We start from the raw sequence: 12,834 nt of genomic DNA, 5'->3' as shown, positions 1-12,834 counted from the left end.
AACGGGTGCCCTGTGGACCTGGGACAACCCGCTGCGCTATTCTGGCCCGGCACAGGGGCAGGGAGCGGGGATGCCGAAGTACAACAGGATTGAGGTTGGTGATCCGGCGCCATCGTTCCGCCAGGCCTCGACCAGCAACCCGGCCTATAATTTCAATACCGCGGCGGGGCGCTACCTCGTGCTGTGCTTCCACGGCTCGGCCGCCGATGCCCGCGGTGCCCAGGCCATGGCCATCCTCACCCGCCACCGCGCCCTGTTCGATGACGAGAAGGTCGCCTTCTTCGGCATCAGCGTCGATGCCCAGGACCAGGCCAAGGCGCGCGTCGCCGAAAGCCTGCCGGGCATCCGCTTCATCTGGGATTTCGATGCCTCGGTCAGCCGGCTTTACGGGGCGGCGCCGGTCGATGCCGAGGGCAGTTCCATCTCGCTGCGGCGCCTGTGGGTGATTGTCGATCCCACCTTGCGGGTGCGGGCGATCGTGCCCTTCCGCGAGGACGGCGGCGACGGCGACGAGGTGGCGGCCTATCTTGCCGCGCTGCCGCCGGTCGACCGCTTCGCCGGCATCACCCTGCAGGCCCCGATCCTCTTCCTGCCCGACGTGTTCGAGCCAGACCTGTGCCGCCAACTGGTCGATCTCTACGAGAGCCACGGCGGCGAGGAATCGGGCTTCATGCGCGAGGAGGGCGGCAAGACCGTCCTGGTGACCGATTTCGGCCACAAGCGGCGCAGCGACTATACGATCGAGAGCGAGGAACTGCGCCAGCTGCTCCAGCGCAAGGTCGTGCGCCGCATCGTGCCTGAAATCCAGAAGGTGCACCAGTTCACGGTAACCCGCATGGAGCGCTACCTGATCGGTTGCTACGACAGCGTGACCGCCGGTCACTTCCGCCCGCACCGCGACAACACCACCAAGGGCACCGCCCATCGCCGCTTCGCGGTCTCGATCAACCTGAATGCCGATTTCGAGGGCGGCGAGATCAGCTTCCCCGAATATGGCCCGCGCTCGTTCAAGCCGCCGCCCGGCGGCGCCGTGATCTTCTCCTGCTCGCTGCTCCACGCCGTCTCGCCCATGCGCGCCGGCAAGCGCTATGCCTTCCTGCCGTTCCTCTACGACGAGGCGGCGGCGGCCCTGCGCGAGGCCAACAACAAGTTCCTGGACGAGGCCGTGGGGGCCTATCGGCCCTAGAAGGCCGCGGTGCAGGCTGTTTGTGACGGTGCTCACAGTATTTGTCGCACTTCCAGTGCAGGCTCAATAGGGTGGGGCTGCCGGCCAACGCGCGACCGCGACGGTGAAGAGCCAAGCATCTGGGGGGAGCCGCGATGACGGTCAGCTACATCTATAACGGGCAGCCGATGACCGGGACGGCGAATGACGATTTCGTCATCGCCTACAAGGGGTCGACCGGCACCGACAACAATACGGTCAACGCCGGCAGCGGCGACGACTGGGTGATGGGCGACAGCAGCGACACCTGGATCCCCAACGCGTCCTACCTGAATGGCTCCATCGCCACCGCCTTCAACCTGGAAACGCTGACCAGCACCTGGACACCTCGGAAAATCCGCTGTTTGGCGACAGCAGCATTCCCCATACCACGGCGATCGTCGAATCGACGATCGGCCAGAGCGAATTCTTCAGGGTCGCGATCGGCGCGGGCGAGACGATCAGGGTCGACCTCGACTTTGCCAGCAACACGCCGATCGGCACCACGCGCGACCTGGTCGTGGAACTGCAGAGCGCCGGCGGCACTATCCTGCTGACGGCGGACGACAGCCTGGTGACCGACGGCGGCCTGGGCTCGTTCCCCGGCAGCCCGGGCAGTGCGTCGTCCTACGACCCTACCTCACCTATACGGCAACAGCGGCGGGGATCTACTACATCAATGTCCGCCCCTTCGGCGGCGGGCCGGGCTCGACCTTCACCGACAACAGCAACTTCATCCTCGATGTCTCGGTGTCAGGCCACGCGACCAACGCGACCAATCCGGTCATGGGGGCCGACACGCTCAACGGCGACGCCGGCGACGATGCGCTGTTCGGCCAGGGCGGCGCCGACATCATCAACGGCGGTGACGGCAACGACCTGATCGATGGCGGCTCGGGCATCGACGCGGTCAACGGCGGTGCCGACAACGATACGCTTTATGGCGGCGAGGGCACCGAGGAGACGGTCCACGGCGACGCCGGCGACGACATCCTTCACTCGGGCGGCGAGGGGCATTATTACGGCGATGCGGGCGACGACCTCGTCTATGCCGGGCTGACCGCCGGGGTGAACGAATTCCTGGACGGCGGCACCGGCAGCGACACGGTGAATACGACCACCTGGAACGGCACCTATGTCGTCGACCTCGCGGCCGGCACCACCAACTTCGACGAGAGCTTCACCAATTTCGAGAATGTCGTCACCGGCAACGGCGCCGACACCATCACCGGCACCGACGGCGACAATGTCATTCGCACCCAGGGCGGCATCGATAGCGTCAATGCGGGCGACGGCGACGACACGGTCGCCGGGGGCGGGGCCGGCGACACGCTCAACGGCGGCAACGGCATCGACACGCTGGACTACGCCACCAGCACCGGCGCGGTCACCATTCTTCTCGCCAGCAACAGCGCATCGGGCGGCGATGCGGCCGGCGACATCATCTCCAGTTTCGAGAATGTGATCGGTTCCGTCCTCAGCGACGTGCTGACCGGCGACAGCAACGCCAATGTGCTGGCTGGCGGCGCCGGCGGCGATACGCTGGACGGCGCGGACGGCATCGACACGCTGGATTACAGCCGAAGCAGTACCGGAGTCACGGTCGACCTCGCGGCCGGCACGGCGGCCGGCGGCGAGGCCACCGGCGACGCCATCTCGAATTTCGAGAATCTGATCGGATCCAATGCGGGCGACACGCTGACCGGCGACAGCAACGCCAACAATCTGGCGGGCGGTGACGGCAACGACGCGCTGGACGGTGGGGCCGGGGCCGATACGCTGGTGGGCGGCGGGGGCGACGATACCTACATCGTCAACCACATTGGGGATACCGTGACCGAAAGCGCCGGCCAGGGTATCGACGAGGTTCGCTCGAACCTCGCCTTTACCCTGGGGGCCAATCTCGAGAACCTGATCCTGACCGGTGCCTCGGTCATCAAGGGGACCGGCAACGCGGCCGACAACGAGATCACCGGCAACGGTGCCGCCAATACCCTCACCGGCGAGAGCGGCGACGACACGCTGGACGGCAACGGCGGCAACGACACGCTGGTGGGCGGCCTGGGTAACGATACCTATTACATCGATCTCGGCGACAACATGACCGAGAAGAGCGGCGAGGGCGCGGACACGGTGATGTCCAGGCTAGACAGCTTCACCCTTGCCAATAATTTCGAGAACCTGACCTATGCCGGTGCCGGCGATTTCACCGGTACGGGCAACAGCGCGGCCAACGTGGTCCGCGGCGACGACGGCAACGACACGCTGTCGGGCGGGCGCGGGGCCGATACGCTGATCGGCGGCCTGGGCGATGACACCTATACGGTCGACAACCCGGGCGACGTGGTGGACGAGACGGGCGGGGGCGGCATCGACACGGTGCGCACCTCGGCCAGTCACACGCTGGAGGCGGGGATCGAAAACCTGGTCCAGCTCGGCTCCGTCACCACCACGGGCACGGGCAACGGCCTTGCCAACACCATGACCGGCAACAATATCGCCAACCGTCTGAACGGCATGGGTGGCGACGATACCATCATCGGCGGCAACGGCGCCGATACGCTGAAGGGCGGCGACGACAACGACACGGTGACCGGCGGCGGCGACAACGACCTGCTGATGGGCGAGGCCGGCAACGACGTGATCGACGGCGGCACCGGCGACGACGACATGCGCGGCGGCACGGGCGACGATACCTATGTCGTCAACAGCGTCACCGACGTGGTGAGCGAGGCGGGCGGCGGCGGCATGGACACGGTGCAGAGCATCGTCGCCTGGACCCTGGCCAGCGGTATCGAGAACCTGGTCATCACCACGTCCCAATCGGTTGCCGGCACCGGCAATGCCGGCGACAACACGATCACCGGCGGCGCCGGGGCCAATACCCTGTCGGGCCTGGGCGGGGTGGATGTCATCAACGGCAGCGGCGGGGCCGACACGATCAACGGCGGGGCTGGGGCCGACATGTTGACCGGCGGCACCGGCAACGACCTGTTCATCTTCGCCGCCGGCCAGGCCAATGGCGACACCGTGCTGGACTTCGACGGCAACGGCGCCTCGACGGGCGACAGGCTCCGCTTCACGGGCTTTGGCACGGAGGCGGCGGGCGCCACCTTCATCCAGCTCGACGCCACCAACTGGCAGGTCACCTCGGCCAATGGTGCCATCACCGAGGTCATCACCTTCGCCAATGCCGCCCCCGTCCACACCGAAGACTATGTCTTTGTCTGAGCTTGCCCCTCGGCATCGGCGGCGAAGACATAGCGGCGGTAGATGAAGCCCAGGGCCAGCAGGAACACGCCAAGGCCCAGGAAGGAAAAGACGCGCAGCAGGCCGGTGAGGCCTGACATGTCGACCAGGAACACCTTGCCGACGACGAGCACCAGGACCCCTAGCGAGGCATAGCGCAGCACCGTGCTGCCGGTGAAGATCCCGGCCAGCAGCAGGGCCGCGCCGAACACCAGCCACACCACCGAATAGGTGTAGAGCTCGGCATCGGTGATGCCGCCGTCGGTCAGGCGGCTTTGCGCAAAATTGAACCAGTGGCGGATCTCGTAGGACAGCAGGGCGAAGCTCTGCACCAGGGCGGTTACACCGGCGATCGCGGCGCCGCGCCGCGCGCCCATCCGCCCCAGCATCCAGGTGGCGACGGCGGCCAGCAGCGCGGTCAGGCCGAAGCCGACCAGCAGGCCGTTGAAGATCGGCGTGGTGCCGATGCTGCCGTCGGCGAACAGCGTGTCGAACCAAACCGTCTGGCCCAGCACCGCCAGGGCGACGGCGCAGCCGCCGATCACCTGCCAGCCCCACACCAGGACCGGCGCCGGGCGCTGCCAGGCGGCATAGATCAGGCTGCACGCCAGGGCGCCCCAGGACACCGCCATCCAGCCCCGTTCCATCACGCCATAGCGTTCCTGGCCCAGGCCGTCGGGGTTGAAAATGGCGCGCACCTCCATGGTCAGCAGCAGGAAGGCGAAGGCCAGGACGCTGGCCTCGACGAACAGCACCAGGGCGTCGACCGCGGTCCGCCGCAGCAGCCGCGCCGTCACCCAATAGGTGGCGATCGGCACGCCGTAACCGTACAGGACCCAGCTCACGAAGGGATTGGCGCCGACCTCGTAGTCGAGGACATAGGGGTTGAAGACCAGCCTGATGGTGACGGTGACGGCCAGCAGCCCGGCCAGCCAGCGCAGGATCTTCAGGTCCAGTTTCCAGGCGATCCAGGCGACCAGCGGCAATTCGATGGCATAGCTCATGGTCACCCATTCGCGGCGCAATTCCAGCGGTACGGCCAGGCTCACGAAGAAGGTCACCGCCACGGCGAAGAAGCCCAGCGCCTCGCCGGCGCCGGCCATGGCGTGGCGATAGCGGGCGAGCCGTTCGGCGGCGACCAGGAACGGCAGGGCCAGCAGCACGCTGATCAGGCCCCAGGGCAGCACGACGGTCGATTCCCACAAGGTTGCGACCACGATGCCGAAATGCAGCAGGGCCGCGAGGCCCGACAGCGCTGCCCAGAAGCCCGGCCGCAGGGCGCCCCACACCAGGGCGAAGGCCCCGGCGCTGGTCAGCCCCGCCACCACCAGTGCGGTCCAGGCGAAATAGGCGTGATCGGCCAGCCCCAAGGTGGTTCGCCAGTCGAGGAAGGTCCCCAGGCTGGCCAGCACCGGCAGGACGGCGACGTAGGTGAAGCTTGGGATATAGCGGGCGGCCCAGAACAGCAGCGCCCCATGCAACACCAGCAAGGCCCAGGCCGGCGCCGCAAATTCCGCCTGGGCGACCGAGGTCGCGACCAGCAGCGCGGTCAGCCCCGCCATGGACCAGACCAGGGTCTGCACCGGGTCGACGGCGTCCTCGTCCGGCGTGTCGGCCAGGTGCAGCCGGTGCCAGGTGGCCCAGATGAAAGCGCCCGTCACGCCCAGCAGGTAGGCCGCCGCGGCCAGGGGCATGTCGGCGTCGCGCCCAGGAACGAACACGGCCAACGGCCAGACCGTGGCGCCGCCCAGCACGAACCAGCCCAGCCACCACCAGCCGCGATGGCGCACCACCACCAGCACGCCGATGGTCAAGGCCAGCAGATAACCGAACAGCAGCCACGGCCCGGTGGTTCCCTGGCCCAGGATCAGTGGCGCCGCCGTGCCGCCCACCAGGCCCAGCAGCGCTACGAACGGCCCCTGGCGCAGCGACAGCGAGACGGCCAGCGCGGTCAACCCGGCCGCCACGAGCATCGCAAAGGCCGGGTCGAGAAGCTGGTAGAGGCCCACGGCGGCAAACAGGGCCGCGAACAGCACGGCGACGCCGGCGGCCGAGACGGCCTGGGCAATGCGCGGGTCGCGCCGCTGCAGCCATTCGCCCGCGATCAGCATGACCATGCCCAGGATGCCGGCCAGGGTGACGCGCACCGGCGGCTCGAGATAGCCCTGGTCGATCGAATACTTGACCAGGAAAATGCCGGCGAGTGCGACTGCCAGTGCGCCCACCCAGGCAAAGGCCCGGCTGCCCAGGCGCTGTTCCAGCGTCTCCCGGGGCGGGATCGGGGTGATCGGTGCCGGCACCGCCGTCGGCCGGGGCGGGTCGATCAAGATCGGCGCTTGCGTCACGACGATCTCGACCGGCGGCGGCGCCTCGACGGGCGGGGTTGCCACTGTGGGTGTGCCTTGCGGGGCGAGTGCCTTGACCGTTGCCCGCAATTGCTCCAGCTCGCGCCGCAGGGTCGAGGTCCGCGTCAGCGCCATGATGGCGATCACCGGCACGCCCAGCAGGAAGAAGCCGGCCAGCAGGACCAACAGCGCGAAACCGTCATCCATCAGAATTCTTCTCGATCAGGGCTTAACCGCTACAAACCGTAGCCTGTTGGTGTGTTGGCCCTTCGACAGGCTCAGGATGAGGGGGAGTCTTCGTGGCAAAAAGATTTTCCTCATGGTGAGCCTGTCGAACCACGCAACCTCTTTGGCCAGGGCCCAAGCTCTACCGCCCCTCGCGCAGCCAGGCGCCGACCAGCAGGCCCAGCACCAGGAGCAGGGCCAGCACCGCGGGCAGCAGCGAGACCTGGGTGACCGCGGTTACCTCGTAGGCGCCGTTCTGGCGCAGGCCGATCCAGCTTGCCCCGGCGGCGGGCCGGTCGGGGCGGACGCGGCGCAGATCGGGCATGCCCTCGCCCGAGATGAAGCGGGTGCTGCCGTCGCTGGCCTCCGCCAGGGGGTCGATGACGCCCAAGGTGGCGCGGACATCGGCCATCTCCCGGCCGCCGACCTCGCCGACCGCCACCGTGACCACCCGCGTGCCGTCCGAGACCCGCCACAGGCCGGGTTCCTCGGCGCCGACGCTGGCGGTGGCGACGCCGTCCGGGTGATCCTCCAGTGGAATGGTCCGCCGCGCGCCCGACGGGCTCTCGACCTCGACCGGCGGCGGCTGGGGTTTCAGGCTGCGCCGTTCGATCTCGATGCGGCCCTGGTGGGCATAGGCGCGCAGCCGCTCCTCTTCCAGGTCCGGCTCCTGCATCGACCAATGGGCGATCCGGCGCAGCAACTCCGCCTGCGGCCCGCCGCCCTCGAAGCCGCGCTGCCACAGCCAGGCCTCGTCGGAAGCCAGCAGCGCCACGCGGCCCTTGCCGACCCGGTCGAGGATCAGCAGCGGCCGCCCCTGCGCGCCGGTCATGACCACATTGCCCGAGCGGGCCTCGATGTCCGACATGCGCAGCCAGCGGCCCCAGCCGGCTTCCTCGCCCGGCTTGCCGGCATTGGGCAGCAGGGCGGTAACGGGGTGGCGCCGGCCTTCGGGCGTCAGCGCCGGGCGAAAGGCCTGGGTCAGGTCGGGGCCGCGGGGCCGGGCCGGCAGGATCGGCGCCAGCGCGCTTTCATAAAGGCTCAAGGGGGCGTCGGCCTCGGGGCTGGCGGCGATCATCAGGGCGCCGCCGTTTTCGACATAGGTCACGACATTGGCCAGGTAGTTCGCGGGCAGGATGCCGCGCTGGCGGTAGCGGTCGAAAATCACCAGGTCGAATTCGCCGATCTTCTCCTCGAACAACTCCCGGGTCGGGAAGGCGATCAGAGACAGTTCGACCACGGGGGTCGCATCCTGCTTCTGCGGCGGGCGCAGGATGGTGAAATGGACCAGGTCGACCGATGGGTCGGACTTCAGGATGTTGCGCCAGGCCCGCTCGCCCATGTGCGGCTCGCCCGAGACCAGGAGCACGCGCAGGCGGTCGCGGATGCCGTTGATGGTGACCACGGCATCGTTGTTCACCGGGGTCAGTTCGGCCGGGCCGGCCTCGACCGAGATTTCCAGCACATTGGGCCCGCGCTTGTCGGGCGTAACCACCAGCACCACCGGCTCGCCCACCGGCACGCGCCGCGCCACGGGGATGCCGCCGTCGGCCGCCAGGGTGACCGTGGCCTGGGCGCCGTCGGCCGGGCGTTCACCCGGTTCGCCGTCGTCGACCCGGATGCGGATCGGCACCGGCTTGCCCACCACGGCATAGGAGGGCGCCTCCAGCACGGTCAGGCGGCGGTCGCGCTCGCCCGGCTGGCCGGTCGCCAGCAGGTGGAAGGGCGCCGTGGTGATCGCGCCTGCGGCGGCCATGGTCTCGGGCGGCGGCACGTCGGCGGCCCGCCCGTCCGACAGCAGGATCACCCCGGCGAAACGGTCGCGCGGAATGTCGCCCAGCGCCTGCTGGATGGTCGAGACCACCGGCGTCCCGCGCTGGTCCGAGCCGATCTGCACCTCGCGGACCTCGACATCCGGCAGGCGGGCCAGACGTTCGCGCAAGGTGGCCAGGGCCGCGTCGGTTTCCGCGGTGCGCGTGCCGATGCGCTGGCTGGCCGAGCGGTCGATCGCGATCAGCGCGATGTCGCTCAGGCCCTTGCGGGTTTCCTCGCTGACGATCGGGTTGATCAGCACGGCGAGCAGGGCGGCGACCAGGCACAGGCGTGCCCAAGCACCGCGGCTGCGCCGCCACAGGGCGAGGCCGGACAGGGCCAGGGCAGCGCCGCCCAGGATGGCGATCAGCCACCAGGCGACGAGGGGGGCGGTTTCGAAGCCGATGCTCATTGGCCCAGCCGCTCCAGCAGGGCAGGCACATGGACCTGGTCGGCCTTGTAGTTGCCGGTCAGGGCATACATGACCAGGTTCACGCCGAAGCGCAGGGCCAGTTCGCGCTGGCGGCTGCCGCCCGGCTCCAGCGCCGCCAGGGGCCGGCCCTGGGCGTCGATCGCCCAGGCCGCGGCCCAGTCGTTGGGCCCGATGACATAGCCTGACACGCCATCGTTCTCAGGGCTGGCATTGGCCTCGATCCAGATCGGCCCGCCGTCGTAGCGGCCGGGGAAGTTCTGCATCAGGTAGAAGGACTTGGTCAGCACGTGGTCGGGCGGCAGGGGGGTGAGCGCCGGCACGTCGAGCTGCGCCAGCGCCTCGCGCAGGGCCTGCTCGCCCGGTGCGGAGGAAACGAAGCCGGGCACCACGGCGGCGCCCTGGCTGGCATCGCGGGTATCGAACAGGACCACGCCGCCCGCCTTGATATAGCCGTCGATGCGCGCGATCGCGACCGCTGAGGGGTGTAGCCCGGCACCATCGGCCAGTAGATGACCGGATAGAAGGCGAGGTCGTCGGCCTCGAGATTCAAGGCCACGGGATCGCCCGGCTCGACCGAGGTGCGCTGGGTCAGGGCCAGCGACAGGCCGCGCAGGCCGGCCTCGCTCATGTCGTCGGCGGCGGCATCGCCGGTCACCACATAGGCCAGGCGGATCGTGCCTGCCGCTTCCGCCGCCTCGACCGCCAGGGCCGGCCGCGCCGGGGCCACCACGGTCAGGCCACCGGCCAGCAGGACGGCCGCGGCGGCAGCACCGACCAGCCGGCCCGACAGGCGCAGGGCGACCATCAGATCGACCAGGGCCAGGATCAGCGCCGCCACGATCAGGGCCGGCCCAGCGGCGTCGCCGGCTCGGTCTGCGGCAGGGTGACGGTGACGCCGGGATGGCCGGGCAGCGGCGCCAGGGCGTCCAGTGCCGGCTTCAGGTTCAAGGCCCGGCGCGCCGACGGGTCGCCGTAGAAACCAGGCGGGTTGCGCGGGGTCGGCTGCGCCGCCTCGATCGCGGCCGAGGCGATGGGCCCGGCCCCCGGCAGCGGGCTGCCCAGGCGGCCGCGGCCGTCGAGGCTGGCCAGCGGGGCAGGCTGCGGTCGGCGCCGGTGCCGACTGCCTCGCCTTCCGACAGATTGACGATCCGCCGCAGCATGTCGACGAACAGGCCCGACAGTGCCAGGTTCGACCAGGCATTGTTGGCCGAGGTATGGATCAGCACGATCAGCCCGGCGCCGCGCTTGGCCCCGGTGATCAGGGGCGTGCCATCGGCCAGCCGGGCCCAGGTGCGGTCGTCGAGTTCCAGCGAAGGCTCGGCCAGGACCTGGCGATAGACCCGCACCTCGGGTTGGGTATCAGGCCGGCGAAGGGCGACTCCGGGGCGAAGGGGGCGATCGGCGCCGGCTGCGTCCACGACAGGGCGCCCCCTAAGCTGCGGTCGCCGCGGCGAATGTGCACCGGCACCAGATCGTCGGCCGAGGCGGCAAAGCGCGGCCCGGCAAAGCGCAGCAGCAGGCCGCCCTTGGTGATGAATTCTTCCAGAGCCGGGCGCTGGGCCGCCGGGATCTGGCCGACATCGGCCAGCACGATCACCGAGGGCGGCGCTTTCAGCAGGTCGGCCAGGGGGGCGGTGCGGACATCGGCGAAGGGCTTCAGCGCCCGCTCCAGATAGAAGGCCTCGGAGACCAGCGGCCGCACTTCCTCGTCGCCGCCCTCGAAGGCCAGGCCCACCACCCGCCGGCGCCAGCGCCCGTCGAGCAGGCGCACGGCGCCGGCCGAGTTTTCCTCCGCGATGTCGATCCGGGTGATCTGGTTGCGCAACTCGGGCGGCAGCTCGATGGTCGCGACGGCGCCCTTGGCATCGGCGCCGATGGCCAGGACGCTGCGGCCCAGCACCTGGCCGTTCTCGTTGCGGGCGATCACGCTGAGGCGGCGCGGCCCGTCGGCCAGGGCCCGGCCGACTTCGAGATCCAGGCCGCTGTCCTTCACCACCGGCGTCCCCAGCGCAAAGGCCGCGGTGCCGGGGCCGAGGTCGAGGCGGGTTACCGGCCCGAAGCCGGTCACCTTGTCGGCAAAGGCCGCGGCATTGCCTTCGTCGAGGCCGTCGGCCAGCCACAGGGTCTCGGTCACCGCCCCGGCGGGCAGGCGCTCGAGGGCCGCCAGCGCCGCCTTGCGGTCGATGGCCCAGGGCCGGGGTTCGAGCGAGGCCAGCCGGCCTTTGAGTTCCGAATAGGGCATCAGCGGCGGGGCCGCCGCCGGGCCGTCGCCCTGCGGCGCGGTGGTCAGCAGGCGGACCGGCCGGCCGGCCTGTTCGGCGGCGGCGACATGGGGGGCGATCGCGGCCATCCGCTCGGACCAGCGCGAGGCCGCGGCCCAGCCGTCGTCGACCACGATCAGCAGGGGGCCGCTGCCGGCGGCCAGTTTCACCGGGTTCAGGACTGGCCCGGCCAGGCCGACGATCACCAGCGCGGCCAGGGCCAGGCGCAGCAGGATCAGCCACCAGGGCGTGCGCTCGGGCGTTTCCTGCCGCTGCACCAGGTCCAGCAGCAGGCGCATGGCGGGGAAATTGATCTGGCGCGGGGCCGGCGGCGTCAACCGCACCAGCCACCAGATCACGGGCAGGGTCGCCAGCGCCAGCAGCAGCCAGGGATAGGCAAAGCCGATGATGCCAAGGCCCGGCATCAACGCCTCCCCAGGTCGGCCAGACCTAAGAACAAGGCCAGCAGGGCGGCCTCGGCCGGCCGGTCGGTGCGATGATGGATCACGGTCCAGCCGCTGCGCCGGGCGATATCCTCGACGCTTTGGCGATGATCGGCCATGCGGGTGCGGTAGGCCTCGGCCAGGGATTCCGTCCGCCCCACCAGCAGCGTGCCCTCGGCCTCGGGCCCGACGAAGCGGTTGCGGCCGGCATAGGGGAAGTCGATCTCGGCCGGGTCCAGCACCTGCACCAGGTGGCCGGCGATGCCCCGGGCGGCAAAGCCTTCGACGATCGCCTCGATTTCCGCCTCGGGCCGCAGCAGGTCGCCCAGGATGACGATGCGGCAATCGCGCGGCAGTTCGGTGATGGGCGGCAGGCTCTCCAGCGCGCCGCCGGGCAGGGCCAGTTCATTGGCCAGCGTCATCAGGAAATGGCGCCCGGCATGGCCCAGGGCATGGCGGCCCAGCAGGCCCACCCGTTCGCCGGCGCGCAGCAGCAGCGAGGCCAGCGCCAGCCCCAGCAGGGCGGCCCGGTCGGCCTTGGTGGGCAGGACACGGGTCGAGGCGAAAGCCATCGACGCGGAACGGTCGACCCATAGCCAGACGCTCTGCGCCGCCTCCCACTCCCGTTCGCGCACGAAGACGCGCGCAGCGCGGGCCGACTGGCGCCAGTCGATGTCGCGGATCTCGTCGCCGGGGCGATAGGGGCGGAACTGCCAGAAACTGTCGCCCATCCCTACGCGCCGGCGCCCGTGTACGCCCTGGGCGACGGTCGAGGCCACCCGCTCGGCCGCGACCAGCAACGGCGGCAGGCCGGCACCAAGGGCTTCGCCTTGAAGCGCGGAAACAGGCACTGGTGATCAGC

Annotated in this window: 8 protein-coding genes and 1 pseudogene; 3 read left to right on the top strand and 6 right to left on the bottom strand. The window is 69.9% G+C overall.

Annotated features, from left to right (window positions below; genetic code table 11):
- Positions 1–70: 70 nt before the first annotated feature.
- From D3874_RS13345 to D3874_RS13335, 3 genes are all read left to right on the top strand, one after another.
- Positions 71–1,186 carry a 2OG-Fe(II) oxygenase gene (locus D3874_RS13345; protein WP_119778524.1) on the top strand — a complete coding sequence of 372 codons (1,116 nt, stop codon included), beginning with the start codon at positions 71–73 and terminating at the stop codon, positions 1,184–1,186.
- A 134-nt stretch (positions 1,187–1,320) separates the two neighbouring features.
- Complete coding sequence (locus D3874_RS28020; protein WP_147385656.1) at positions 1,321–1,761, top strand: hypothetical protein; 441 nt, start codon at positions 1,321–1,323, stop codon at positions 1,759–1,761.
- A 193-nt stretch (positions 1,762–1,954) separates the two neighbouring features.
- The gene (locus tag D3874_RS13335) at positions 1,955–4,435 is read left to right on the top strand and encodes a calcium-binding protein (protein ID WP_147385655.1); all 2,481 of its coding nucleotides are present in this window, start codon (positions 1,955–1,957) and stop codon (positions 4,433–4,435) included.
- Here the strand turns inward: D3874_RS13335 and D3874_RS13330 are convergent.
- The 6 genes and pseudogenes from D3874_RS13330 to D3874_RS13315 all read right to left on the bottom strand — a co-directional run bounded on the left by D3874_RS13330 (position 4,420) and on the right by D3874_RS13315 (position 12,823).
- Positions 4,420–7,005, bottom strand: coding sequence for a DUF2339 domain-containing protein (locus D3874_RS13330; protein WP_119778521.1), 2,586 nt, complete (start codon positions 7,003–7,005; stop codon positions 4,420–4,422). The two genes, D3874_RS13335 and D3874_RS13330, sit on opposite strands and share 16 nt — an antisense overlap.
- 160 nt (positions 7,006–7,165) lie before the next feature.
- Positions 7,166–9,247 carry a hypothetical protein gene (locus D3874_RS13325; RefSeq protein ID WP_119778520.1) on the bottom strand — a complete coding sequence of 694 codons (2,082 nt, stop codon included), beginning with the start codon at positions 9,245–9,247 and terminating at the stop codon, positions 7,166–7,168.
- A pseudogene (locus D3874_RS30330) lies at positions 9,244–9,896 on the bottom strand (DUF4159 domain-containing protein). Before D3874_RS30330 ends, D3874_RS13325 begins: the two are co-directional and overlap by 4 nt.
- 316 nt (positions 9,897–10,212) lie before the next feature.
- Positions 10,213–10,614: a hypothetical protein gene (locus tag D3874_RS30325; RefSeq protein WP_233559936.1), complete on the bottom strand. Its 402-nt coding sequence runs from the start codon at positions 10,612–10,614 to the stop codon at positions 10,213–10,215.
- Complete coding sequence (locus tag D3874_RS30320; protein WP_233559935.1) at positions 10,527–11,954, bottom strand: BatA domain-containing protein; 1,428 nt, start codon at positions 11,952–11,954, stop codon at positions 10,527–10,529. Before D3874_RS30320 ends, D3874_RS30325 begins: the two co-directional genes overlap by 88 nt.
- The gene (locus D3874_RS13315; RefSeq protein WP_119778519.1) at positions 11,954–12,823 is read right to left on the bottom strand and encodes a DUF58 domain-containing protein; all 870 of its coding nucleotides are present in this window, start codon (positions 12,821–12,823) and stop codon (positions 11,954–11,956) included. Before D3874_RS13315 ends, D3874_RS30320 begins: the two co-directional genes overlap by 1 nt.
- Positions 12,824–12,834 lie beyond the last annotated feature (11 nt).

This window comes from Oleomonas cavernae (assembly GCF_003590945.1).
Taxonomy (GTDB): domain Bacteria; phylum Pseudomonadota; class Alphaproteobacteria; order Zavarziniales; family Zavarziniaceae; genus Zavarzinia; species Zavarzinia cavernae.
This window is presented reverse-complemented; position numbering and strand designations above follow the sequence as displayed.